The 23,898-nt window shown below is 56.8% G+C and carries 22 protein-coding genes, 1 tRNA gene and 1 pseudogene; 15 read left to right on the plus strand and 9 right to left on the minus strand.

Annotation, left to right across the window (positions count from 1 at the left end; genetic code table 11):
- Window positions 1-14: 14 nt before the first annotated feature.
- A complete protein-coding gene (locus tag GA830_RS09430; RefSeq protein WP_195161631.1) occupies window positions 15-350 on the plus strand; it encodes a cupin domain-containing protein in 336 nt (111 codons plus the stop codon).
- 11 nt (window positions 351-361) lie between these two features.
- On the opposite strand, the gene GA830_RS09435 is transcribed toward GA830_RS09430, so the two are convergent.
- The 6 genes and pseudogenes from GA830_RS09435 to GA830_RS09465 form a co-directional block, all read right to left on the minus strand.
- Complete coding sequence (locus tag GA830_RS09435) at window positions 362-2,089, minus strand: SulP family inorganic anion transporter (protein WP_195161632.1); 1,728 nt, start codon at window positions 2,087-2,089, stop codon at window positions 362-364.
- 24 nt (window positions 2,090-2,113) lie between these two features.
- Window positions 2,114-2,545 carry a YeeE/YedE family protein gene (locus tag GA830_RS09440; protein ID WP_195161633.1) on the minus strand — a complete coding sequence of 144 codons (432 nt, stop codon included), beginning with the start codon at window positions 2,543-2,545 and terminating at the stop codon, window positions 2,114-2,116.
- A 3-nt stretch (window positions 2,546-2,548) separates the two neighbouring features.
- Window positions 2,549-2,977 (minus strand): YeeE/YedE family protein, encoded by a 429-nt coding sequence (locus GA830_RS09445; protein ID WP_195161634.1) that lies wholly within the window; start codon window positions 2,975-2,977, stop codon window positions 2,549-2,551.
- Entirely contained in the window at window positions 2,974-3,333 is a 360-nt protein-coding gene (locus GA830_RS09450) for an ArsR/SmtB family transcription factor (protein WP_195161635.1), read from the minus strand. The genes GA830_RS09445 and GA830_RS09450 overlap by 4 nt, the downstream gene beginning before the upstream one ends.
- Window positions 3,324-4,669, minus strand: a pseudogene (gene blh, locus GA830_RS09455) (bifunctional sulfur transferase/dioxygenase Blh). Before blh ends, GA830_RS09450 begins: the two are co-directional and overlap by 10 nt.
- A gap of 371 nt (window positions 4,670-5,040) precedes the next feature.
- Complete coding sequence (locus GA830_RS09465) at window positions 5,041-6,081, minus strand: phosphatidylglycerol lysyltransferase domain-containing protein (RefSeq protein ID WP_195161638.1); 1,041 nt, start codon at window positions 6,079-6,081, stop codon at window positions 5,041-5,043.
- Between the two features lie 170 nt (window positions 6,082-6,251).
- Here GA830_RS09465 and GA830_RS09470 point away from each other — a divergent pair, with 170 nt between their 5' ends.
- The 6 genes from GA830_RS09470 to GA830_RS09495 are packed head-to-tail and all read left to right on the plus strand — an operon-like array spanning window position 6,252 to window position 12,328.
- Entirely contained in the window at window positions 6,252-7,361 is a 1,110-nt protein-coding gene (locus GA830_RS09470; protein ID WP_195161639.1) for a flavin-containing monooxygenase, read from the plus strand.
- Window positions 7,345-8,496 carry a glycosyltransferase family 2 protein gene (locus GA830_RS09475; protein WP_308460439.1) on the plus strand — a complete coding sequence of 384 codons (1,152 nt, stop codon included), beginning with the start codon at window positions 7,345-7,347 and terminating at the stop codon, window positions 8,494-8,496. The genes GA830_RS09470 and GA830_RS09475 overlap by 17 nt, the downstream gene beginning before the upstream one ends.
- Entirely contained in the window at window positions 8,493-9,116 is a 624-nt protein-coding gene (locus GA830_RS09480; protein WP_195161640.1) for a class I SAM-dependent methyltransferase, read from the plus strand. The genes GA830_RS09475 and GA830_RS09480 overlap by 4 nt, the downstream gene beginning before the upstream one ends.
- Before the next feature lie 43 nt (window positions 9,117-9,159).
- A complete protein-coding gene (locus GA830_RS09485) occupies window positions 9,160-10,068 on the plus strand; it encodes a lysylphosphatidylglycerol synthase transmembrane domain-containing protein (protein ID WP_195161641.1) in 909 nt (302 codons plus the stop codon).
- Between the two features lie 12 nt (window positions 10,069-10,080).
- A complete protein-coding gene (locus tag GA830_RS09490; RefSeq protein ID WP_195161642.1) occupies window positions 10,081-11,664 on the plus strand; it encodes a glycosyltransferase family 39 protein in 1,584 nt (527 codons plus the stop codon).
- A 7-nt stretch (window positions 11,665-11,671) separates the two neighbouring features.
- Window positions 11,672-12,328 (plus strand): hypothetical protein, encoded by a 657-nt coding sequence (locus tag GA830_RS09495; protein WP_195161643.1) that lies wholly within the window; start codon window positions 11,672-11,674, stop codon window positions 12,326-12,328.
- A gap of 31 nt (window positions 12,329-12,359) precedes the next feature.
- Here GA830_RS09495 and GA830_RS09500 read toward each other — a convergent pair.
- A tRNA-Gln gene (locus GA830_RS09500) sits at window positions 12,360-12,433 on the minus strand.
- A 152-nt stretch (window positions 12,434-12,585) separates the two neighbouring features.
- Window positions 12,586-13,539, minus strand: coding sequence for a lysylphosphatidylglycerol synthase domain-containing protein (locus GA830_RS09505; RefSeq protein WP_195161644.1), 954 nt, complete (start codon window positions 13,537-13,539; stop codon window positions 12,586-12,588).
- A gap of 226 nt (window positions 13,540-13,765) precedes the next feature.
- Here GA830_RS09505 and GA830_RS09510 point away from each other — a divergent pair, with 226 nt between their 5' ends.
- From GA830_RS09510 to guaB, 3 genes are all read left to right on the plus strand, one after another.
- Complete coding sequence (locus GA830_RS09510; RefSeq protein WP_195161645.1) at window positions 13,766-15,088, plus strand: Ppx/GppA phosphatase family protein; 1,323 nt, start codon at window positions 13,766-13,768, stop codon at window positions 15,086-15,088.
- Window positions 15,085-15,801: an RlmE family RNA methyltransferase gene (locus GA830_RS09515; RefSeq protein ID WP_195161646.1), complete on the plus strand. Its 717-nt coding sequence runs from the start codon at window positions 15,085-15,087 to the stop codon at window positions 15,799-15,801. The genes GA830_RS09510 and GA830_RS09515 overlap by 4 nt, the downstream gene beginning before the upstream one ends.
- 120 nt (window positions 15,802-15,921) lie before the next feature.
- Complete coding sequence (gene guaB / locus GA830_RS09520) at window positions 15,922-17,421, plus strand: IMP dehydrogenase (RefSeq protein WP_195161647.1); 1,500 nt, start codon at window positions 15,922-15,924, stop codon at window positions 17,419-17,421.
- On the opposite strand, the gene GA830_RS09525 is transcribed toward guaB, so the two are convergent.
- Window positions 17,406-18,332, minus strand: coding sequence for a hydrogen peroxide-inducible genes activator (locus GA830_RS09525; protein WP_195161648.1), 927 nt, complete (start codon window positions 18,330-18,332; stop codon window positions 17,406-17,408). The two genes, guaB and GA830_RS09525, sit on opposite strands and share 16 nt — an antisense overlap.
- 145 nt (window positions 18,333-18,477) lie before the next feature.
- Here GA830_RS09525 and GA830_RS09530 point away from each other — a divergent pair, with 145 nt between their 5' ends.
- The 5 genes from GA830_RS09530 to GA830_RS09550 all read left to right on the plus strand — a co-directional run bounded on the left by GA830_RS09530 (window position 18,478) and on the right by GA830_RS09550 (window position 23,879).
- Window positions 18,478-19,980, plus strand: a complete 1,503-nt coding sequence (locus tag GA830_RS09530; protein ID WP_195161649.1) for a catalase — start codon at window positions 18,478-18,480, stop codon at window positions 19,978-19,980.
- Between the two features lie 146 nt (window positions 19,981-20,126).
- Window positions 20,127-21,416: an RsmB/NOP family class I SAM-dependent RNA methyltransferase gene (locus GA830_RS09535; RefSeq protein ID WP_195161650.1), complete on the plus strand. Its 1,290-nt coding sequence runs from the start codon at window positions 20,127-20,129 to the stop codon at window positions 21,414-21,416.
- Between the two features lie 163 nt (window positions 21,417-21,579).
- Window positions 21,580-21,966, plus strand: a complete 387-nt coding sequence (locus tag GA830_RS09540; RefSeq protein ID WP_195164875.1) for a PaaI family thioesterase — start codon at window positions 21,580-21,582, stop codon at window positions 21,964-21,966.
- A 5-nt stretch (window positions 21,967-21,971) separates the two neighbouring features.
- Window positions 21,972-22,616: a 5'-methylthioadenosine/S-adenosylhomocysteine nucleosidase gene (locus GA830_RS09545; protein WP_195161651.1), complete on the plus strand. Its 645-nt coding sequence runs from the start codon at window positions 21,972-21,974 to the stop codon at window positions 22,614-22,616.
- 300 nt (window positions 22,617-22,916) lie between these two features.
- Entirely contained in the window at window positions 22,917-23,879 is a 963-nt protein-coding gene (locus GA830_RS09550; protein WP_195161652.1) for an AraC family transcriptional regulator, read from the plus strand.
- The last annotated feature ends 19 nt before the right edge of the window (window positions 23,880-23,898 follow it).

Here is a 23,898-nt window from a genome sequence, read left to right on the forward strand (position 1 = left end):
AGGGGGGACCAGACATGAACCAGAAAATCTTTGCCACCAGCAGCGAGGGCGCATGGACATCCACTCCTGACGGCAACCGCCACCGCGTGGTGTTGCATACCGATGCGTTGATGATGGTTGAATTCGCCTTTGAAAAGGGCGGTGTGGGCGACCTGCATGCGCACCCGCATGTCCAGTCAAGCTACGTCGCCGAGGGCCGCTTCGAAGTGACCGTTGACGGCCACACACAAATTCTGGCCGCCGGTGACGCCTTCATTGTGCCGTCCAACCTCGTGCATGGCGTCAGAGCGCTGGCGGCTGGTCGGTTAGTGGATACGTTCACCCCGCACCGGGCAGATTTCTTGATCTGAAAATCAGCCGCTTATCCCAGCTCCGTATTTGACCGGGTCAGATGGCATATGGCTTCATATTGGCTGAGAAATACCTGCCCGGTAAGGTTGTCCAGAAAGCGGCTGCGCTTCACACGGTCCAAAACTGGTCCTTTGACCTCCGACAGGTGCAGCGCAATGCTGGCGTCCTTCAGCCGCTTGTTGATCTCTTCCAGACTGTCGAGTGCGGACGCATCGATCATATTCACTGCCGAGCACATCAGTACAACGTGCTGGATCTGGGGTCTCTCGGCCACCAGCGTCCCGATTCTGTCTTCCAGATAGCGGCTGTTTGCAAAATAAAGGCTTTCATCGACCCGGATCGAGAGAATATTGGGTGAGGTCTCGACCTGGTGACGATCAATATTCCGGAAATGCTCTGTGCCCGGCACTTGGCCAACAACGGCCATATGCGGGCGCGACGTGCGGTAAAGATGAAGCAGCAGGGACAGCACGACGCCCATGACGACACCGATCTCCACGCCGAGAAACAGCGTACCCAGGATGGTAGCGGCCATGGTCGAAAAATCGACTTTCGAATAAGTCCAGACGCTCCGGATGACCGCGAAGTTCACCAGTGACAGCACGGCGACAATGATCGTTGCAGCAAGCGTGGCCTGTGGCAGGTTTGCCAGAAGCGGCGTCAAAAACAGGGCGGCAAGTGCAATGCCGATGGCGGTGTAAATGCCGGCGGCGGGTGTTTCGGCCCCGGCGTCGAAATTGACCACCGAGCGGGCAAAGCCGCCGGTCACCGGGTAACCCGAAGAAATGGCCGAGGCCAGGTTGGCAGCGCCGATGCCGATCAGTTCCTGATCAAGCACGATACGCTGGCGCCGCTTGGCGGCAAGCGTCTGCGCAATCGACACAGACTCCACAAAGCCGATCAGCGAGATTAGCAAGGCGGGAACGGCCAGCGCCCGGATGAGTTCGAGATCAAAAACCGGCAGGGCAGGGATCGGCAGGCCCTGTGGAATAACCCCCACGAGTACCACGCCTTGCGCGCCGAGATCGAACGCGCTCACCGCAAGGATCGTCGCGGCCACCGCAACGACAGGCCCGGCCTTGGTTGCGATGTCGGCCGTGCGTGGCTTGAGACCGATTGCGAGCAACATCGGTTTCAGACGCAGCCGCGCGAAATAGAGAAAGGCCAGGACAGACGTTCCAATGGCAAGGGTTGCGCTGTTGGTCGAGCCAATATTTTCCACGAGCCCGCCGATGATCTGCGGCAATGTATGGCCACCGCCGGAAACGCCGAACAGATATTTCAACTGGCCGGCGGCAATCAAAAGCCCCGATGCCGTGATGAACCCGGAAATGACGGGGTGGCTGAGAAAGTTGGCGATAAAGCCGAGCCGGAACAGGCCCATCAGCATCAGCATTGCGCCGGAGAGGAATGCGAGCAGCATGGCTGCAGCCAGATAGGCCGGTGTGCCCTGGGTGGCGACCTCGCCAATGGCCGATGCGGTCATCAGTGAGACGACAGCCACCGGGCCGACGGCGAGTGTGCGGCTTGTGCCAAACACCGCATAGGCGACCAGGGGCAGGATGGAGGCGTAAAGTCCGACTTCAGCCGGCAAGCCGGCCAGCATTGCATAGGCAAGCGATTGCGGGATCAACATAATGGTGACGATGATCGCCGCAACCATGTCGTTGGTCATCGTCGCACGCGAATATCGCCGCCCCCAGTCAAGGATAGGCACAGTGTCTGCCAGGCGGTTCATCGGTCTGTTCTCTGGTTGCCGGGCTCAGGTGGGGCGGGATTGAGCGCTGCTCTCAGAAATCAGGCGTGCCGTCCACATTCCAAGGATCATGGCTGGAACGAAGGCGAGTGTACCGGTCGCGCCCAGCCCAAATGCTGTCAATGCCGGGCCGGGGCAGAAGCCGCCGAGGCCCCAGCCAATGCCAAAGATGGCGGGACCAACAAGAATACGCGCATCAACATCCTTGCTGGTTGGCATGTGAAATCGGTTGCCGAATAGTGGCTCGCCTCTGGCCAGCACGAGCCGGTAGCCCAAAAAAGTCACCAGCACCGCTCCGCCCATTACAAAGGCAAGCGATGGGTCCCATGTGCCGAAGACATCGAGAAAGTTGAGAACCTTGGCCGGGTCCGACATGCCGGACACAACCAATCCTGCGCCAAACAGAAGGCCGATGGCCAGATTATAGAGGAACAACATGGATCAGGCTCCCAGCAGGTGACGCACAACGAAGACTGTTATGGCAGCCGTTGTCATGAATATTGCGGTGGCGATGAGCGATCGAAAAGACAGACGCGACAGGCCACACACGCCGTGGCCCGAAGTGCAGCCATTGCCAAACACAGAGCCGAAGCCGACCAACAGGCCGGCACCCAGCATCAGCGGAATATTCGATGACACGGTCTGGACCACATCAAAACCGGTGAACGCGATCATTGCGAGGGGAGCGGCAATGAGACCCAGAACGAAGCCGAAGCGCGATAGAAACGTCTGGTCCCGATAGGGCGGCAGAAGCTTAGACGTAATGCCGGAGATCCCGGCGATGCGGCCCTCAAGCAGCATGAGAAGAACAGCCGACAGGCCGATCATCATGCCGCCGATCAGCGAGATGATGGGTGTGAACTCGGTCATGGATCAATTCCCGTTTGTGTGGGTTGCGGTACTTCGCAAAACATTGAATGCAGCATGGAGACGAACGCATTCACCCTTCCATCCTGCAGCCGGTAGAACATGTTCTTCGACACTTTGCGGCCGGTGATGAAGCCTGCCTCGCGCAGTTCGGCGATCTGCTGGGAAAGGCCCGGTTGGCGGATGCCCAGCGCGTTTTCAAGCTCGCGCACAGACAGCTCGCCTTTTACGAGCGCGCAGACAATCATCAGGCGCGACGGGTGGGCAAGCTTCTTCAGGAAGTCCGCTGCCTCACCGGCATTGTTGATCATCTCGGCCATTTCAGGTGCCAGACCGAGTTTCAGTGGGGTCAGCTCCATGCCGCGCCTGAAAGCTGGTCGAGCGGGAATTTGAGATAGCGTTTGCCATTTGCCTCAGGCTCGGGCAGGCGGCCGCCATTGATATTGATCTGGAGTGCATGAAGTATGAGCTTCGGCATGGGCAGTGTCGCATCGCGCTTTTCTCGCAAGGCAACAAAGTCTTCGCGCGTTTTGCATTTGGAGATGTGGGTGTTGCGCGATCTTTGATCCGCAATGGTGGTTTCCCATCTGGGCTCCCGATCAGCCGGTTGATAATCATGGCCGACAAAGATTCGGGTCGTTTCAGGGAGGCTCATAATCCGCTGGATGGAATCCCACAGCTGCCCGGCATCACCGCCCGGAAAATCAGCGCGGGCGGTGCCGGAATCGGGCATGAACATCGTGTCGTGCACAAAGGCCGCGTCGCCAATCACATAGGTTATCGAGGCAAGCGTGTGGCCCGGCGAGAACATCACCCTTGCGTCGAGCGCGCCGATCTTAAAGGTTTCATTTTCACAAAAGAGCCTGTCCCACTGGGAGCCGTCGGCGGAGAGGTCGCTCCAATTGTAAATGTCTTTCCATAGTTTTTGGACCTCAACCACTTTATCACCGATGGCTGTCGGTGCTCCGGTCTTCTCCTTCAAATACCGGGCGGCAGAAAAATGATCGGCATGGGGATGCGTGTCGAGAATCCACTCGACGGTCAGACCTTCGCTGTTAACATAGTCCAAAAGTGCGTCGGCATTGGTGGTCGCGGTAGCACCTGACTTTTCATCGAAGTCGAGCACAGGATCTATGATCGCGCACTTCTTGCTGGCAGGGTCTGACACGACATATTGCACCGAGAATGTGCGCTTGTCGAAAATGGCTTTTACGTCGGGCCTGTTGGCGCTCATTGATTTTTTCCGTTTATTGCCGTGTGGACGAAGCGAGGCTAGTGACCGTTGGCTGAAAGCCACTTTTCTGCGCCGGAAAGGTCTGTGCCAAGTGTTTGGCCCAGCGGCGCGATCTCACGCATGTCCATCCGCCCGTCCAAGACTTCGCCTATGACGTGAAGCATGGCTGCACGGGTGCCCGTCTTGCAATGCGCCAGGACAGGTCCGGGTGCCTGCGCAACCGCATCCTGAAACGCGCGCACCTTGTCTTGCGTAATCTGTCCAGGAACGATGGGAATATGAGTGTAGCCAAGACCCTCCGCCGCTGCGACCTTCGAATTTTCAGCGGCTGATGGCTGTCCAGCTTCTTCTCCATCGGGACGATTGTTGATGATGGCTGTGATGCCTTCAGCCTTGGCCTGACGAATGGTCTCTGCCGTCAGTTGCGGTGCGATGAAGAGTTTCTCATTGATCTTTTTCATGCGTCTCTCTCCAGCAAGTGGGGTGATGATACATGCATATTAATGATTGCGATAAAATGCAACATTGAATTCGCAATCATGAGTGACCTCGTTTTGGTGAGGTCTTAACGCGCAACCCTGGGGGAAGTTCAGACGCTGAATCTTATGAGAAGGCACAGCAGCGCGGGGTTGTTGCGCAAGCAGACCATTTCGGCTTGTTCGAAGATGGTTTGAGCACGTTATACGGTTTTCTGAAGTGTGGTTTACTGTGTTTGGACAGGTTTGCGCTCCTCAGAGACTCCTCTTGAGTTCAACTCACTGGAAACGTTTGTTTATTTCTATCAAATTTTGTTGCAGATGCTAAAATCTATCCACGCATTCTCAATGGTCGTTCATACAATTTTGAGCAGTCTGAGAAGCGCAGTCATCTGCAGAACCGTGCCTTTTCGGAATGCGATATAGGTTGGTTCTTCCGTGCCATGAAAGCGCCGCTTGAACGCCGCTTGGCCTTGCACATTGAAACGATAGCGATTGACGAGCGAAGAATGATAGCCGCGTTGAAACATGGAGCGCCAAAACCTGCTTTCGTCAAAACCGCTTGGTTGAATGTCTGCCAGCGGCGACAGACCGAGCGTGACCGTTGAAGCTCCTTCAAGGCGAAAGCAATCAACGGCGAATTTGGTCAGTCCTATTTCGGCATGTGGGGTTGCGCCTGGCACCTTGCGCTTGAACGCAGTCGTGTAGCCAAAGGCCTTGCCGTTGCGCGATAGCGGATCAAAATCGAGCATGGCGACCAGATTGCCGTCCGGGTCGTGCAGCACAAAGCGCCGCATTCCTGTACCCAGAACAGGTGAGAAGGGACGGTTGAGGAAGGTCATTTCCCGACGCCGTATAATGCGGGTGGCACGCCATTTTTCCGAAAGGCGTTCGATCTCTACCAAATGCTCTGAGTTAAGCGGTTGTTCTGAAAGGGTAAATCCCTGCTTGGCTAGCCAGCGCTCTGAATGGCGCACTGTCTGGTTCTGCTTGCCCGAAAAATCATGGCCGGGCAGCGCAAGATGTGTATCAACGCCCATCCGGTTGATCTTGTAACCGAGGCTGGAAAGAATTTCTGCGGTATTCCTGCTGATTTGCACAAACCAGGGGTCGCCGCCGATATCTGCCAAACTGCGGATCAAGCGGGGGTGATTGGCCGGATCTGCAACAGGGTCGCCCAACGCATAATGCTGGCCCATCTTGGTACGGAAGGCGATGTAGCCTCGCTTATCGCCAAAATACGACAGATTGTCCTGAACTGCGGTTGAATAAGCGAGCGAGAAATCACCCCATTGGCCAGCCAATACAAGGCGTTCTTCTTCGCTCAGCTCCGCCCGCGGAATGGCGGCAGCCCGTTTGTCCAGAAAGCGGTCGAGATGTTTTCGTAGTGAGGCCATGGCCATTTCTATTGTCAGCTAAGGTGCTCTGGCTATTGCCCGACGCTGCTCTTCTCCCACATAAGGCGCAGACTTATGACCGGTAGCAAATAAATCAGCTGTCCGGTCAGTTACTATCGTTGAACCGAATAGAGACGGCAGGGACAATGCGACAGGCCTCGGAAACGTCCGTGATCGTAATAGGTGCGGGGGCCGCAGGTCTTGCGATGGCCGATGCGCTTTCCAAACGCGGCATCGCTGTACGCGTGCTGGAAGGGGAGAACCGCGTAGCCGAACCGTGGCGACGGCGCCATGAACAGCTCCATTTGAACACGCATCGAGCCCTTTCCACACTGGCAGGCCAGCGTTTTCCAGCCGGCACACGCGCGTTCCCACACAAAAATGTGCTGGCAGACTATCTCACGCGATTTGCTGAGCAACGCCAGATCAACATTGAATTTAATACGACAGTGGAAAGGATCAACCGCGCCGGTGACGTCTGGCTGGTTCATCACGCAGGCGGCGTGGAGCGTGCATCCCATGTCGTTATCGCCACGGGCCGCGACCGCATACCGTTCATCCCGGATTGGCCCGGCAAAGCCTCCTTTCGGGGCCAACTGCTACATTCAACCGATTTCGGCCATGCCTCGCACTACGTAGGCCGCAACGTTCTTGTAATAGGTGCGGGCAATTCCGGGTTCGACGTGCTCAACCATCTGGTCAAGGTCCAGACCGGCGCGCTCTGGCTGTCGGCACGGCGGGGCCCTTCGCTGCTTCCAAAACGCATCGGCACAGTAGCAGTACCGCGCTTTGCAGCTCTGATGGACATGCTGCCGCTGCCTCTCGCCGACCGGTTAATCGCGGTGACCCAGCGCCTGTCGCTGGGCGATCTGCAGAAACATGGATTGCCCGCCCCGCACAAGGGTGGTGCCAGCCGCCTTGCGATTGATCAGATTGCACTGGCAGTCGACGAGGGTGCTGCAGCTGCCATAAAAAAAGGCAGGATCAAGGTCGTTCCCCATGTGGAAACCTTTGATGCCGAAGGCGTAGTGCTGGGCGACGGCACCCGCGTCATACCGGACATAGTGATTGCCGCCACGGGCTACCGCACCGGCCTCGAGGAAATGGTGGGAGACCTCGACGTGCTCGACGAAACCGGCGTGCCGCGCGTGAATGGCGTCGCGTCTACGGGCCAGCCCGGCCTGTGGTTTATCGGCATGCGCCCCAGCCTCATCAGCGCCTTCCGCGCCGCAACATTGGATGCAGAGAAGATTGCTTTCAGTGTTGAGCACGGGCATTGATGGGTCCGCAAGAACGTCGCAGCAGCAACTACCCAATTGCCTAAGGGTAGCAGATAGCGACAAAATCCTCTATTGCCCCGGGCAGGGGCGGCTTCGGCCGGCGTTGGAGGTGGGGATGACCAAGCTTATTATCCAGATTCCGTGTCTAAACGAGGCAGGCACACTAGCTATTGCACTGGCTGAACTGCCGAGGCACGTGGAGGGCTTTGATACCGTTGAGTGGCTCGTCATTGACGATGGGTCGACAGACAACACAGTTGAGGTGGCACGTGAAAACGGTGTCGACCATATCGTGTCGCTACCCCACAATCAGGGCCTTGCCCGCGCTTTTATGACCGGGATTTCGACGGCGCTGCGTCTTGGTGCCGATGTCATAGTCAACACAGATGCAGATAACCAGTACGACGCGTCCTGCATCCCCGACCTAGTGCGCCCGATCCTTGAAAAGAAGGCTCAGATCGTCGTCGGGGCAAGGCCGATCAGTGATATCGAACACTTCTCGCCAATCAAGAAATTCCTGCAGAAATTTGGCAGCTGGGTCGTCAAGCTGGCAAGCGGTACCAAGGTGCCTGACGCGCCGAGCGGCTTTCGCGCGTTCCACCGGGACGCGGCGATCCAGCTCAATGTTTTCAGCAAATATACCTATACCTTGGAAACGATCATTCAGGCCGGGCGCAGAAACATCGCCATCACATCGGTTCCGATTCGCGTAAATGGTGACCTTCGTCCCTCGCGGCTGGTCAAGAGCATACCAAGCTATGTGCGACGCTCGCTGATAACCGTGGTGCGTATATTCATCGTCTATAGCCCGTTACGGTTTTTCACCACCAGCGCTGTTCTGGTCGCCCTTCCGGGAGTGATCATGATCAGCAGGTTTATCTACCATTATATGGCTGGCCAGGGCGACGGCTATATCCAGTCGCTAGTCCTCTCAAGCGCTCTGCTGGCTCTCGCCGGCATTATGGCTATAGGCGGCGTCCTTGCGGAATTGACATCGGTAAACCGGCAGTTGCTGGAAGAGATCAGGATTCGCCAGTTGCGGCAGGAACTAGGCCAAGAGGATACCCTGCTTTTGAGAATGCCCACTCAGCAGGCATCGAAGGCAAAAAAACCAATCCGGGCTACGAAACAATGACTGAAACGCGAACGGCTTATGAGAACGTTGCAGGCAACTTCTACGACAAATACAACACGAAAAATCCCGTAGCACGATATCTCATGGACGGATTTCTCGCCAGCTTTGATAATCTTACTGCCAAAACAGGCATGCGCAACGCTTATGAAGTGGGCTGTGGCGAAGGCAACCTGTCGATGCGTCTCCATGAGCAAGGATGGAATGTCAGAGGTAGCGACCTGGAGTCTGTCAGCGTGGAGCAAGCCAACCAGCAATGCACCGAACGTGGCCTTCCACCGAAATTTGAAACACGCTCACTTTTCGATTTGAAACCGGCAGAGGCATCGGCTGAGTTGGTGATCTGTTGCGAGGTTCTCGAACATGTCCCTGATACCGAGCAGGCGCTGGCCGTTCTGCGCACGTTGGCAAAGCCGTATCTGTTGGTCAGTGTCCCGCGTGAACCCATCTGGCGGGCGCTGAACATGGCGAGGGGCAAATACCTCGAGAAACTCGGAAACACGCCCGGTCACATAAATCACTGGTCGTCCTCGGCTTTTATCGAGCTTTTGGAGCGTTCCATGAAAATTGAGAAGGTGCTCAAGCCTCTGCCATGGACCATGGTGCTCTGCCGCTGTGATTGAGACGCCGCGGCCTCCAGAACGAATGGCTTCAGGCGCACTGAAGTTGGCTGCGCGAATTGGCGGAATCGCGATAAGCCTTGTTGCCCTTGCTTTTGTCGCCCGGTCCATCCACCGGTCATTTGCCGCTCTACAGCAGCAACTGGTATCACCTCTTTTCCTTGCCGCCATCTTCGCCTGTGCAATTGCCTACGCCATCGCATTGCTGCTGATAGGCGTGGGCTGGCACCGGCTTGTGGCGGCAGTGGATGGCCAAAAAAGCATCAAGCTTGGCCATGCATTGGCAATTTTCGCGCGCACCCAGATCTACAAATATTTCCCCACCAATGTGATGCACATGGTCGGACGCTTCGCACTGGGAAGCCGTGCTGGCGCCTCAAAAAAAGCTTTGGTGTTTGCACAGGCGGCGGAACTCGTGCTTTTTTCAACGTCGGCTCTCGCAGTAGGCGCACTCTTCGCGTCACCGTCACTGCGGGAGGCTTACAATCTCTACGACCTACCTTTCCGGACGGCCGGAATGGTTGTTGCTCTACTGTCGCTCGGTCTGGCGATTTTCGCAGTGGCAATAATCGCTCGAGGTCGCTTGCGCCATCTGGGACGTGCTGCGCTCAAAGGCGGGAGTGAAGCGTGCCTCCTCTATCTCTTGTTTTTCACGGTAAACGGCCTTCTGACTGTAGCACTGGCTCAAGGTTTGGGCGGCGCAGGGCACGCAGCCCCGATCATCGGTATCGCAAGTGTGGCATGGCTTATCGGATTTATCATTCCCGGAGCACCGGGAGGACTGGGAGTACGCGAAGCGGTGATGATAGCTGGCCTGTCATCCGTCGGCGTTCCCGCTGCCACCGCCACTGCCATTGCGCTGGGAAATCGAGTTGTGACAGTTTCAGGAGATGCGATTTTGGCGTTGGTTGCAGGAATAATAGGGGGAACGAAACGCGAGGCTAAAGGACAATGAAGAGCTATTTTTTTGGAAACGGGCGAAGTGTTTAACACAGTGAAGACAAAAAGACTGTTGCACCTGAGGAAGGATGATTGGCCAATCGCCGCGTTGGCTATTCTGTTTGTCCTCAAAACGTTTTGTATTGCTATATGGGTGACGCCGCTATGGGGAATACCCGACGAAGTGGGGCACTATGCCTATGCCGAAGACATCGCGCTGGGTCGTGGGTTTCCTGAGTTAGGTAAGGCGACAATTAGTGCGGAGGTTAATACTAGTGCACAAAACAAAACTGCCGGAGCGTCACACAACTGGATAGCTCAACACCCCCCAATTTATTATGTTATCGCTGCCGTTCCTATCCGGATCGCGGTTTCAATATCAAACGATAAAAACCTGAAATTCATTTCTCCGCGGTTGATCGCCGTTGTCGCTGGAGGAGCTATATTGTTGATTCTATACAAAACGCTTCTCCTCATCGGGCTAAACAGAGATGCGTCGACTGCAGTCGCTGCCTCCATATCGCTTGTCCCACAATTCAGCACTCTTGCGAGCGGAACGAATCACGATGTGCCTCTCATGTTTATCTCAGCGCTATCAGCTTATTTCTTTGTGCGTTTTGTATTATTAGGCGCTCGCGTCGATGCCTATTGGTGCGCCTTCCTGCTCTCGATGGCGGCGGCCACCAAATTTACCGCCTTGGTCATGCTCGCGCCTGTCGTGAGTTTTTTGATTATCGAATACGCTGGTTCAGCGAGAAGAAAAATCGAATTTGGCGCGAAGATCTGCGCGCTGAGCCTTCTGCTTCCGGGACTATGGTTTGCGAGGAACGTTTATCTTTTCGGTAGCCCGTTCTTTGACGAACTGGACCGGGCCAAGCCGTCAGACGCGCTTGAAGGAATTGGATTTCTGGAGTTTTTGCGAACTTATCCTGTTGTCGAGAACTTCTTTGTCAATTTTCTGGGTTGGTTCGGCGGCGGCAAGACAATTCGTGCATTCCAGCTCTATGGATGGCCGCTCGAAATTCTATCGCTGGTGGTTTTGGGTTTTTTTGCTGTCCTGTCCGTGGAGGCCTGTCGGTTACTATTCAAACAGCCAGACAATGAAGATATTCATGAGGAATCGATCATCGTAACGGTGTCCCGCTTCTTTGGTTCGGTTGTCGGGTCGAGGCGTGACATTATAGTTTCCGCAGTTCTCATCGCCACGATCGCATTCGTCGTTGTCGTGAGTGCGCGAGGTGATGCAGGAACGAACTACGTAAGGTCGTTTGCGGGTATTTTGCTCATGTTCAGCGCGATTATAGCTTTTGCTATACCCATATTCGGAACCCCGCCCACAGTAACCAGGCTCTTTGCGTACTGCTTGGTTATCGTTGGTTTTTTTTCGACGGTTCTGCTCATAGAAATTTTCGAAGTCTCCCAGACGTTGGGCACCATGCGAGCGACCAACGGTCGCTACTTGTATCCGGTTGTACCGTTTGCGCTTATAGCCTTCGGCATCGCGGCAGCGCAGTGGAGAGCTATCAGAATATGTGCAACTCCAGCTGTCATCCTGATGGCCTATCTGGAGATGGAAACGTATCTCTCCCAGGTGGTGCCATTCTATGGTTGATCGCGTAATGCTCCGATTGACGCTGACTGTTGCTATCTGTGCCGCTGCGGCGGCGGTTCTTTTTTTCCGTACTCCTACCTATTTCGAGCAAAGTTACGTCTCGATTGTCGATCCTCTGCCTTTACGGAGCCATCGTCCATCCGGGCTGTTGATGGATGGTCAAACTCTGAAGCAGGAATTGAAGCTGTCCGCACAGGTCCGCACATCTCTCGAAAGCTTGAAAGAGGTCTGCGTCCGGACCATGTTTGGCACATATGGGCGCCAGAATGCAGGTATGTTGCACGTGGTGATGGACACACCCTGGTGGACAGTTGCCAAAGATCTGGATGTCCAAAAACTTCGTGACAATACACTCGCAACGTTTTGTGGATCGACCTCGCCGCGATCCGGCAATGACAGCGATCCGATGGTTCTTACGATCAAGGGCCTTCAGGGAACACCACGCGGTTCGGTCTCTGCATGGATGACTGCCGATCTTGGAAAAGGACGCGTAAAGCTAAACGGCGTCGACCAGGATATGGGTTTGGTATTCGCCATTGCCAAGCCCGATGAGCGCACGCCCTCACGGGTCATGCGCCAACACGTACTGCTTGCGATCTTTCTTTTGACGATAGGGGTACTGTCCTGGAAAGCCCTTCGCCCGTCAACAATCGATGCACCGTAAACCGGCCAACCCTTAAAGAGCTAGAAAAACTTGGCTGGGGAACCTGGATTCGAACCAGGACTAACGGAGTCAGAGTCCGTGGGTCTACCGTTAACCTATTCCCCAGCAGGCTGACAGCAAACTGTCGCCAATGGCGCTATGGTGCCATTGCGGCTGCGTTGTAGCCATGGACGCGCAATAGTCAAGTCCGCCTTCGCGTGCTCGAGGTGCTGGCTGGCGATTTTGCGATCGCCTTCGGTTGGGTCGCGGGCAGGGCGTTAAGCTTGGCTTTTGTCCTTTCGTGACAAAAGCCGCGTCAGTTGCCCGCGCTCGAACGTTAATACCACGCCAAGTGCCAGAACCAGCGGCACAATCAGGTAGAACAGGCGAAACACGAGAAGTGCTGCAATCACCGCAGCCGGGTCCATTTCAGGCAGGCCTATGAGAAAGACGATCTCCAGAACGCCCAGGCCGCCCGGCGCATGCGAAATCAGCGCAGCCGAAAACGACACCAGAAAAATGCCGAGCACGATCAGATAGCCGGGGTTGCCGGCTTCGGGCAAAGCGAAATAGACGATGGATGCGGCCGCTAGCAATTCCAGCGGGCCGATCGTCAACTGCCGCACGACAATCGGCAGCCGAGGATAATAGATGAACCGCCCCCGGATTCGAAGCGGCTTAAGATGCAGCCAGCTGCAGAAAATGTAGAGCCCGACAAGCGCCAAAATGCCAAATCCTGCCGTAAGCGAAACCCATGGCGGGATATCTTCAAAGTAGCGGTGGATGAGATCCGGCTGCAACACCAGAACGGCGCCCGCCAAGACGCCAGTAGCAAGGATGAAGGTGAACCAGCAGACGGCAACGAGGATGCCGATCTCGGCAGCGCTTAAGCCCTTCGATCCGTAGGCCCGGTATCGGATCACGGCGCCTGAAATCACCGAGCCGCCTATATTGTGCGATAAGGCGTAGGTGGTGAATGAGCACGCAGTGATGAACAGCCAAGGGACCTTTTTGCGCAAATGCATCAGCGCAATGTGGTCATAGCCTGCAAGGGCGGCATAGGCGACGATCGATCCGAGCGCCGCCAAAACCCATTGATGGAACCGGATCGCAGCTAGCCCGTCGCCAACATCCTCGATCGAGATGCCGCGCAACTCCTTGTAGAGCAGCCACACAGACAGTGCCACCGCAGCAAGGCCTATCACCGGCCAGATAAAATCTTTCCACTTCATGCCTGGCGGATCGCTCCCGATGTCCGTGACCGAATCGTGTTTTTACTTCTTAACCGGCCCCCTCAAGCATTGAACCGTTTTCTGCGCCGGCAAGCAAATTTAATGGCGCGGGAGAGTGGTCGGAAGGGCTTGGTGATTCCGTCAGCCACTGATACCCTGATAGCAACGCAAGAGATCGGCGCGTGCGGCAATCAAGAAATTGCGCGGCGCTAGAAGGAATACCAAGGTGAAAGACCCCGATACCGGCGTTTCCACGTCAGGTTCAGGGGCATCGCCGGGCTTCACGCAACAGGCGCGGAGTCCGTCTGCCGAGGGCGCGAAAGGCCCCAAGGCGGAGGGCCGGTCTGGCAACGGACCAGAGTCAGGTGCTGCTCCCCATGACAAACCGCGTTCCAAAAAGCGGCGCAAGCGGCGGCGCGGGCGCAAGGTGTTTGCGCGCGACACGGTCGTTGCGGAAAAGGCCGTCCTGATTCAGCCTGTAGCCGTCATCGCCGAAAAGCCTGCCTCTCCAGGCGTACGGCAGTCACGCTTTGGCGCGACGGACCTGCCGGCTTTTGCCGCACTTGACCTTGGAACCAACAATTGCCGGCTTCTGGTCGCCATACCGACGCGTCCGGGGCAGTTTAGGGTGGTGGATGCGTTTTCGCGCATTGTGCGCCTGGGCGAAGGGCTGACCGCCAATGGCAGACTGGGCGAAGCCGCAATGGACCGCGCAGTGCAGGCGCTGAAAGTTTGTGCCGACAAGCTTGGACACAGGCCGCTACGGCGTGCCCGCCTGATTGCCACCGAAGCCTGCCGGTCCGCCGATAATGGCGCCCAATTCATCGCGCGGGTTAAGGCCGAAACCGGTCTCGCACTGGAAATCATTGATCGCCGCACAGAAGCTAGGCTAGCCGTATCTGGCTGCGGATCGCTGATCGAGCGGGATACGGATGGCGTGGTGCTGTTCGATATCGGCGGAGGCTCGTCGGAAATAGCGCTGGTGGACGTGTCACGCCAGCGTACGCCCCGCCTCGCCAACCACATTGTCTCGTGGACGTCACTTCCCGTAGGAGTGGTGTCTCTGGCCGAGCGCTTTGGCGGACGCAATGTGACGCCTGCCGTCTTCGACGCCATGGTGGACGACGTGACTAAAATGCTGCATGCGTTTGAGGGTCGAGACCGGCTCGCACACCTCGTTGAGGGCGGGCGCTTTCATCTTCTGGGGACGTCGGGAACAGTCACGACACTTGCTGGCGTACATCTGGGGCTGGAGCGCTATGACCGCCGCCGTGTAGACGGGCTGTGGTTGAACCAGGCACATGTCGATTCAATGGTCGAGAAGATTTTGGGCTGGGATTTTGATGAGCGTGTAGCCAACCCATGTATCGGTGCAGACCGCGCAGACCTGGTGCTGGCGGGCTGCGCCATTTTGCAGGCCATCCGCGCTATATGGCCATCTGAGCGGCTGCGTGTGGCCGACCGTGGCCTGCGTGAGGGTATTTTGAGTGATTTGATGGCAGAAGAGGGCGTTTGGCGACGCAACTGGCGTCCGGAGGCGCAGAAATGACCAAGAGACCGGTATCGTCCAACGGCCCGGGCGGCGCTCGCGTGCTGCGCACTAAGGTCAAGAAGAAGCGCGGCCTGAAGGAATCGTCGCGGCGCTGGCTGGAGCGCCATCTGAACGATCCTTATGTTCAACGCTCCAAAGCCGAGGGCTTCCGGTCGCGCGCGGCCTACAAGCTGATCGAGATTGACGACAAGCACAAGATTTTGAAACCCGGACTGCGTGTCATCGACCTTGGAGCTGCCCCGGGGGGGTGGTGCCAGGTGGCGGCGGACCGCATAGGTTCCCCCGAGGAAGCTCCACGTATCGCCGCAATTGACTATCTGGAAATGGACCCGGTCCCGGGTACCGCCTTTCTGCAAATGGATTTTCTGGATGATGAGGCGCCCGCAAAACTGCTGGAGACGCTAGGTGGCGCGCCGGATATTGTCTTGTCCGATATGGCGTCGCCGACGACAGGACATCGGCGTACAGACCATATCCGCACCATGCACCTTTGCGAGGTGGCGGCCGATTTTGCGATTGCGGTGCTTAAACCGGGCGGGCACTTCCTCGCCAAGACTTTTCAGGGCGGGACCGAAGCTGGCCTGCTTGATCTCTTGAAGCGCAATTTCCGCACGGTCCATCACGTCAAGCCGCCGGCATCACGCGATGAATCCGTCGAGCTTTATCTGCTCGCCAAAGACTTTAAAGGGAAACCTGAAACCGAACGCTAGCATCTCCGGCCTTTTCAATCGGGTGCAAGCATGGTACCAGCCCGTGCCAATCCTGAAAGGGAATTTACGAGTCGGCGCAGCCCCACGGGCGAGCGCCCGTTTCGCATTTAAGGGATAGGCATGGCCAAGATCATCGAAACCGCTACCGGCACTTTGGCACTCACCTTCGACGACGTGCTCCTGCAGCCAGGTCATTCGGAAGTCATGCCGGGCCAGACCGACGTGTCCACCACCATCGCTGGCGACATCTATCTTCACATCCCCATTATTTCAGCCGCAATGGACACCGTGACGGAATCGCGGCTGGCTATTGCGATGGCTCAGGCCGGGGGTATCGGCGTCATCCATCGCAACTTCACTCCACCTGAGCAGGCTGAGCAGGTACGTCAGGTGAAGAAGTTTGAGTCTGGCATGGTCATCAACCCGGTTACCATAGGGCCGGAAGCCACGCTTTCCGATGCTCTGATGTTGATGCGCACCTATAGCATCTCCGGCATTCCGGTCGTTGAAAATGGAGGCTCCGGCGGGCAGAAAACCGGACGATTGGTGGGCATCGTCACCAATCGCGATGTGCGCTTTGCTTCTGACCCGAACCAGGCCGTCTACGAATTGATGACACGCGATAATCTGATAACGGTGAAGGAAAGCGTTCAGCAGGACGAGGCCAAGCGCCTTCTCCACCAGCATCGAATTGAAAAGCTGCTGGTCGTAGACAAGGACTTCAACTGCGTTGGCCTGGTAACCGTCAAGGATATAGAAAAGTCGCAGTTGAATCCGCACGCTTCGAAAGATGCGCAGGGACGGCTGAGAGTGGCTGCTGCCACCAGCGTCGGTGATGACGGGTTCGAGCGCGCTGAACGATTGATCGATGCCGGTGTCGATCTTCTGGTTATCGACACCGCCCACGGTCATTCACAGCGCGTTCTCGACGCTGTCACGCGTGCGAAAAAGCTTTCCAATTCGGTGCGCATCATGGCTGGCAACGTGGCCACTGCCGCAGGCACACAGGCCCTCATTGATGCCGGTGCCGACGCCGTCAAAATCGGCATTGGACCTGGCTCCATCTGCACCACGCGCATCGTCGCCGGCGTAGGCGTACCGCAGCTGTCAGCGATCATGTCGGCGGTGGAAACCGCCGAAAAGTCGGGCGTTTCGATTATTGCTGACGGTGGCATCAAATATTCAGGCGACCTTGCCAAAGCTTTGGCAGCAGGTGCTGGTGCTGCGATGATCGGGTCGCTTTTGGCTGGAACGGACGAAAGTCCCGGGGAAGTTTATCTTCATCAAGGTCGTTCGTTCAAAGCCTATCGCGGCATGGGTTCGGTAGGTGCCATGGCGCGCGGTTCGGCCGACCGATATTTCCAAGCAGAGGTGCGCGATACGCTGAAGCTCGTTCCCGAAGGCATTGAGGGGCAGGTGCCCTACAAAGGGCCGGTGGCCGGGGTTTTGCACCAGCTGGCCGGCGGCCTGAAAGCTGCGATGGGCTATGTCGGAGCGGCCACCCTGAACGATTTTCGCGAGCGGGCTACATTCGTGCGGATTTCCAATGCCGGCCTGCGCGAAAGCCACACGCATGACGTGACGATTACCCGTGAAAGCCCCAACTACCCCGGTGCGTGATCCAGCGTTTCTGTATGCAGGCCGCTGATGCCGCCCAGCACTTCAGCGAGTTCCATGCATTGATGGTGGCGCATCCCGTTGCGCCGCCAGGCCAAGCAGATGTCGCGTGACGGAATAGGCTCGGCAAAAGGCACGACATTAAGGCCGGGTATTGCTTTGGCTGACCGCGCTGCCATTTCGGGGACAATAGTCACGCCCATACCGTGTGAAACCATGTGCAGCAACGTTGTGAGGCTGGTGGCGCCATAACTCGCCATTGCGGTAGGCTTGACGCTCCCGCAGATGGCCATGGCCTGGTCCCGCATGCAGTGGCCCTCCTCCAGCAACATCAGACGTTCCAGCGCCGGGCTTTCGGGTGGCACGGGAGGCTTGTCGAAGCCAGGGTCGTTCGCAGGCACCGCCAGAAAAAAGCGGTCGCGAAACAGGGTCTCCAGCGCAAGACCGGGATAGTCGAGCGGAAGGGCTGCGACAAATCCGTCGATCAGTCCGCTAGCGGTATCGTCGACCAGCGTTGCGGTAACCGCCTCTCGCAGTTCCAGACTCAGATTTGGAAATCGTTCTTTCAAAGCAGGCAACGCGTATGGCAAAAGGTACGGCGCAACCGTTGGTATAATGCCGAGACGGAAGCGACCCTGCATCGACTTGCGCCCCTTGCTCGCGTTCGTTTCCAGGTCGCGGACTTCAGCCAGAATACTCTCAATGCGCGGGCGAAGCGCCTCTGCGGTGTCGGTCAGCCGAATCGTCTTGCCACCACGTTCAAAAAGCCGCGATGAAAGCCGCTCCTCCATCTCTGCGATCTGGGCCGAGAGTGCCGGTTGGCTCACGCCCGCCATCTGAGCGGCGCGGCCAAAATGCAGCGTCTGAGCGAGTGCGTCGAAATATTGCAGCTGCCGCAGGGTAACTCGTATCATAACCTGATCTTATCGAAAGAAATAGCAAAGGCAATTTGTGTTTATCGCACAGCCGGCCTATCCTGCGTTGCTCCAGTGTGGCGGGCTAAAGTTTGCCCTGGAAAATTCGGTAAAAGCAGCACGATTGACGAGGGAGGCGAAAGCCATGACGAAACCCACTATGACCACATCGGCAGGGTCGCCTGTCCCCGACAACCAGAATTCGCTGAGCGCCGGTGAGCGCGGTCCGCTGCTTCTTCAAGACTATCAGTTGATTGAGAAACTGGCGCACCAGAACCGCGAGCGGATTCCTGAGCGAGCCGTTCACGCAAAGGGCTGGGGTGCCCATGGCACACTTAAGATCACCGGCGATATATCGAGATACACCAAGGCCAAGGCATTGCAACCGGGCTCTGAGACGCCGCTTATCCTGCGCTTTTCGACGGTCGCCGGCGAGCAGGGTGCGGCCGACGCCGAACGTGATGTGCGCGGCTTTGCCATTAAGTTTTACACCGAGGAAGGCAACTGGGATCTGGTCGGCAACAACACGCCCGTATTCTTCGTCCGCGATCCGGTAAAATTCCCCGACTTCATCCACACCCAGAAGCGTCACCCCAAGACCAATATGCGTTCACCCACCGCAATGTGGGATTTCTGGTCGTTGTCGCCTGAGAGCCTCCATCAAGTAACGATTCTGATGTCGGATCGCGGCCTCCCAACCGACGTCCGGCATATCAATGGCTACGGGTCGCACACCTACTCGTTCTGGAACGACGCCGGTGAACGATACTGGGTAAAGTTCCACTTCAAGACGATGCAGGGCCATCGACACTGGACCAACGAGGAAGCCGAACAAGTGATCGGCAAGACGCGCGAATCCACCCAGGAAGATCTTTATAACGCGCTTGAAAATGGCGAGTTTCCGAAGTGGAAAGTCCAGGTGCAGATCATGCCCGAACTGGATGCGGACAAAACCTCCTACAACCCGTTCGATCTTACCAAGGTATGGCCTCACGGCGAATATCCGCCAATCGACATTGGCGTGATGGAACTTAACCGCAATCCAGAAAATTATTTCACCGAGATCGAAAACGCCGCATTTTCGCCTTCCAATATCGTGCCGGGTATCAGCTTTTCGCCCGACAAGATGCTGCAGGCGCGTGTGTTCTCCTACGCGGATGCACACCGTCACCGGCTTGGCACGCATTACGAAGCAATTCCCGTCAACCGCCCGCACAATGAAGTCCATCACTACCACCGGGATGGCCAGATGAACACATATGGGGGCATCAAGACCGGCAACCCGGATGCATATTATGAGCCAAACTCATTTGGTGGCCCGGTTGAAAAGCCGGAAGCGAAAGAGCCACCGCTGCGCATTTCAGGCGATGCTGACCGCTACAACCACCGCATCGGCAATGATGACTATGCGCAGCCGCGCGCTTTGTTCAGTCTGTTCGACGATAGCCAGAAGCAACGCCTGTTCTCCAACATTGCGGCAGCGATGGGCGGCATTCCGCAGGAAATCGAAAATCGGCAGTTGGCACATTTCGACAAGGTCCATCCTGACTATGGCAATGGCGTGCGTCGTGCGCTCGCAGCCGCGGATGGTACGGAGCGCCCGGCAATCTCGGTCACCGAGAACACACCTCAGGAAGCAGCCGAATAATCTCACCACCTCCCAAGGTTTGCGTGCAGGCGCGGAGCAATCCGCGCCTGTTTCTCTTTGTTCTGCCGGACCTCAATCACTTGCCTCACCGGTCGCAGCCTTGTAGTCAGTCCGCACACGGGCAACCGAAAAGGAAAGTATCAAAAATGCGGCTAGGCGGACGACTGGCAGGAGCCATAGAAGTTCTTGAAGATATCGAACGGCGGCACCGCCCCGCTTCCGAAGCGCTAAAGGATTGGGGCTTGTCTCACCGCTTCGCCGGCTCAGGCGATCGGTCCGCGATTGGCAATATCGTCTATGACGCACTGCGCCGCCGCCGTTCTGCCGCCTGGCTGTTCGATAGCGACACGCCACGCGCGCTGGGATATGGCGCGTTACTGCTCGAGTGGAGCGAGACACCGGAAAGCCTGAATGCCGCGCTCGCAGGAGACCGGTTTGCGCCCGAACCGCTGAGCGAAAGCGAACAGCAAGCGCTTCTGGGTCGCCATTTAGACAATGCACCGGATGCCGTCAGAGCCGATTGCCCTGATTGGTGCGCACCCCTGCTACAAGAATCCTATGGCGAAGACTGGGTCGCTGAGGCGAGGGGGCTGTCAGGTCGGCCACCGCTTGATCTGCGAGCTAACACACTAAAGGCTGACCAGAAGAGGGTGCTCGCGGAACTGGAGGGCACCGGCGCCTTCAATGCACCCATTGCCCAGAACGGTATTCGCATTCCGCCGATTTCAGGACATGGTCGTCACCCCAACGTGCAAGCCGAGCCAGCCTTCCAGAAAGGTTGGTTCGAAGTACAGGACGAGGGCTCGCAGTTGGTCGCGGCTTTGGCTGCACTAGGGACTTCGTCTCAGGTTCTGGATTATTGCGCAGGTGCCGGCGGCAAGACCCTCGCGCTCTCTGCTGCCATGGAGAATCGTGGCCAGATTTTTGCATATGATTCCGAAAAGCAGCGCCTTGCGCCCATCTTCGACCGGCTGAACCGCGCCGGCACGCGCAATGTGCAGGCCATCGCCAAACCTGCAGAACTTGCGCCCCTGGTTGATCAGATGGATCTGGTTCTGGTCGACGCCCCTTGCACAGGCAGCGGCACTTGGCGCCGGCGACCGGATGCGAAATGGCGGCTCACTGCCCGCCAGCTGGACGTGCGTCTTGCCGAGCAATCCGCCATTCTCGGTGCAGCGAGAAGCTACGTAAAACCGGGCGGAACGCTGGTCTATATTACCTGCTCGGTTTTCGCTGCCGAGAACGACGCGCAGGTGAAAGCCTTCCTTGCTGCAAACTCAGGTTTTGCCGCGGTGGATGCACAAGCAATTTGGCAAAAACACTTCCCCGGCCATCCGGAAGCAGTGCGATTCGGTGCCGATGGTGGGATATCCCTTACTCCGGCAAGGACGGGTACTGACGGCTTCTTTTTTGCCGCACTCACCCGCAAGACATAAGTCATTGCAATGCGAAGCTTTTTGAATGGCAACGTAGTGGACATTTTGCATTTCCTTAACCCGAATAAATTCGGATTGGCGGGGAATTAAAGCCGTGAGAAACAGCGTTCCCGATATCGATTTCGAAGAGCGTGTACGCGTTTCATTTGCCCGTCAGGCGGCAATGGTAACCATTGGAGCAGAACTTACCGTCGTCACTCCTGGTACGATTGAAATTGAGATGCCTTACGCAGAGTCACTAACTCAGCAACACGGCTTTTTGCATGCCGGGATTATCTCGGCAGCTCTCGATTCGGCCTGCGGTTACGCCGCCTATTCGCTGATGCCTGAAGGCGCAGCGGTTCTCACTATCGAGTTCAAAGTTAACCTTCTGGCGCCCGGGCGGGGCGCGCGGTTTCTTTTTCGCGGCTCCGTCACCAAGCCTGGCCGAACGATTATTGTGGCCGACGGTCAGGCCTATGCAATATCGGTTGATGGCGACGCAAAGCTTATTGCAACCATGACCGGAACAATGATGACCGTGATGGGTAGGGACGGTATTGAGGGCTGATCGATATGTTTGAGCTGAAGCATGTCGCTGGCAATAAAATTCTCTACGTCATGGCCGCAGATGCCGAATACGGGCCGCACCTCAAGGCACGGTTCACGCCGCTTATCACTGGTGTCGGCCCGGTCGAGGCGGCGGTTGCGGTGGCCGCTGAACTGGCTATCTTGAAGGCATACGCTTCTCTGCCCGATCTGGTCGTATCTCTCGGTTCAGCTGGCAGCTCGACGCTGGAGCAAACCAAGATCTACCAAGCGGTATCGGTTTCGTACCGCGACATGGACGCATCGCCCCTCGGATTTCCTAAAGGCGCAACGCCGTTTCTCGACTTGCCCATTGCGCTGCCGCTTGCCTATAAGGTGCGCGGTATTTCCGAGGCGCACCTATCTACCGGCGCGGGCATCGTTTCAGGCGCGGGCTATGGCGGCATCGATGCCGATATGGTGGATATGGAGAGCTTTGCCGTCCTCCGCGCCTGCCACCGCTTTGGCGTGCCACTCATCGCGTTGCGCGGCATATCCGACGGTACAACCGACCTCACTCACATCGGCAGTTGGACCGAATACCTCCACGTGATTGACGAAAAGCTTGGATCAGCGGTTGACGCGCTGGAAGCAGATATAGCCTCAGGCGCGCTCTACCTGACCGGTGATTAGAAATCCCCTTTGCCGCACAGAAATCGATTTTCTGTCGGAAACCGGCCGACGAAAATCAGGACCATCGCACGTGTGCCATCGTCTACCCTGTACCGGGATTCGACCTCGATCTCGCTGACTTCCAAAAATTGCTGACGGTTTAAACTCCGGCCTGTCGCGAGCATACAGAAACACGAAAGTGGTATTGTCTCAGAAAGCAGGCTTCTTGTCTCCCTGAGCACACCGCTCAAATTATTGAGATCATTGTCAAAATTGACGCCAGACGATATATTGGTACCCGATTGGCAGCTCGGGGGAGCCATGCAGGAAAAGACCAAATTCTCTTCATCTGCCCTTGGGGCAGCTCTCGATGAAAAATCAAGGTATGCGCTCTGGCAGGAGATTCACAATGATCAGATCTGGTCCGTCGACTACAGCGTAGGCGAAAGTGTGCCGTTTCAAGCGGAAATAGAAGCGTTCGGAGTTGGACAACTGGTAGTTGGCAAAATGTCGGGCTCGATAAAGCGCGCCAGCAGGCAGGCCACCAACGTTTCAGCGGACGGACGCGATGGCTATCTCCTCTTGATCAATAAATCCGGTTTTGAACTGAGGGGTTCACAGGTCGGCCGAGACTACGGTATCGGCTTGGACTCCGGTGCGCTTGTGTCTGCGTCCGAGCCACTCGTGATGGCGGGCAATGATACCAATTCTTGGATGAACATCGTCATCCCGGCCAAAGTGATGACGGACAGTTTCGCTTCAGTAGAAGATATGCTGGCCCGGCCGATTGCTGCGGACAATGAGGCCCTGAAACTACTTATTCGCTATTGCCAATTTTTGGAGGAAGGACCGGTGCTCGCCTCCCAAGACATCATCGCCCATGCCACCAATACGATCCTTGATCTTATTGGCCTTGCCGCAGGCGCTCGGGGATCTGCCGTTGAACTCGCGGGAGTGCGAGGCATGCGCGCGGCGCGGCTAGCCGCGATCCTCGGCAGGATAGATGCTGACTTCGCAAATCCCCGGATATCGGCACCCTCGGTAGCTGAGGCGCTGGGTGTTTCGGTGCGTTACGTTCACGACATCCTGATGGAGACCGGCCTCGGATTTTCCGAGCGCGTACTGGAGTTGCGCCTGCAAAAGGCAAAGCGGATGCTAGCTGGAGGGCGCCATACCCACCTGCGAATAAGTGACATCGCACTTGCGGTAGGCTTCGGCGATATCTCCTACTTCAACCGAAGTTTCCGCCGCCGTTTCGGGGCGACGCCAACGTCTGTTCGATAGGCACGATGAAAAAGCCGCT

This window comes from Mesorhizobium sp. NBSH29, assembly GCF_015500055.1.
GTDB lineage: Bacteria > Pseudomonadota > Alphaproteobacteria > Rhizobiales > Rhizobiaceae > Neomesorhizobium.

Coding starts and splice junctions, on each gene's coding strand:
- GA830_RS09535 (WP_195161650.1), top strand. CDS start 20,127: ATGCGGCTAGGCGGACGACTGGCAGGAGCCATAGAAGTTCTTGAAGAT.
- GA830_RS09540 (WP_195164875.1), top strand. CDS start 21,580: ATGGTAACCATTGGAGCAGAACTTACCGTCGTCACTCCTGGTACGATT.
- GA830_RS09505 (WP_195161644.1), bottom strand. CDS start 13,539: ATGAAGTGGAAAGATTTTATCTGGCCGGTGATAGGCCTTGCTGCGGTG.
- GA830_RS09530 (WP_195161649.1), top strand. CDS start 18,478: ATGACGAAACCCACTATGACCACATCGGCAGGGTCGCCTGTCCCCGAC.
- GA830_RS09495 (WP_195161643.1), top strand. CDS start 11,672: ATGCTCCGATTGACGCTGACTGTTGCTATCTGTGCCGCTGCGGCGGCG.
- GA830_RS09445 (WP_195161634.1), bottom strand. CDS start 2,977: ATGACCGAGTTCACACCCATCATCTCGCTGATCGGCGGCATGATGATC.
- GA830_RS09435 (WP_195161632.1), bottom strand. CDS start 2,089: ATGAACCGCCTGGCAGACACTGTGCCTATCCTTGACTGGGGGCGGCGA.
- GA830_RS09450 (WP_195161635.1), bottom strand. CDS start 3,333: ATGGAGCTGACCCCACTGAAACTCGGTCTGGCACCTGAAATGGCCGAG.
- GA830_RS09515 (WP_195161646.1), top strand. CDS start 15,085: ATGACCAAGAGACCGGTATCGTCCAACGGCCCGGGCGGCGCTCGCGTG.
- GA830_RS09430 (WP_195161631.1), top strand. CDS start 15: ATGAACCAGAAAATCTTTGCCACCAGCAGCGAGGGCGCATGGACATCC.
- GA830_RS09440 (WP_195161633.1), bottom strand. CDS start 2,545: ATGTTGTTCCTCTATAATCTGGCCATCGGCCTTCTGTTTGGCGCAGGA.
- GA830_RS09545 (WP_195161651.1), top strand. CDS start 21,972: ATGTTTGAGCTGAAGCATGTCGCTGGCAATAAAATTCTCTACGTCATG.
- GA830_RS09525 (WP_195161648.1), bottom strand. CDS start 18,332: ATGATACGAGTTACCCTGCGGCAGCTGCAATATTTCGACGCACTCGCT.
- guaB (WP_195161647.1), top strand. CDS start 15,922: ATGGCCAAGATCATCGAAACCGCTACCGGCACTTTGGCACTCACCTTC.
- GA830_RS09480 (WP_195161640.1), top strand. CDS start 8,493: ATGACTGAAACGCGAACGGCTTATGAGAACGTTGCAGGCAACTTCTAC.
- GA830_RS09550 (WP_195161652.1), top strand. CDS start 22,917: ATGCAGGAAAAGACCAAATTCTCTTCATCTGCCCTTGGGGCAGCTCTC.
- GA830_RS09465 (WP_195161638.1), bottom strand. CDS start 6,081: ATGGCCTCACTACGAAAACATCTCGACCGCTTTCTGGACAAACGGGCT.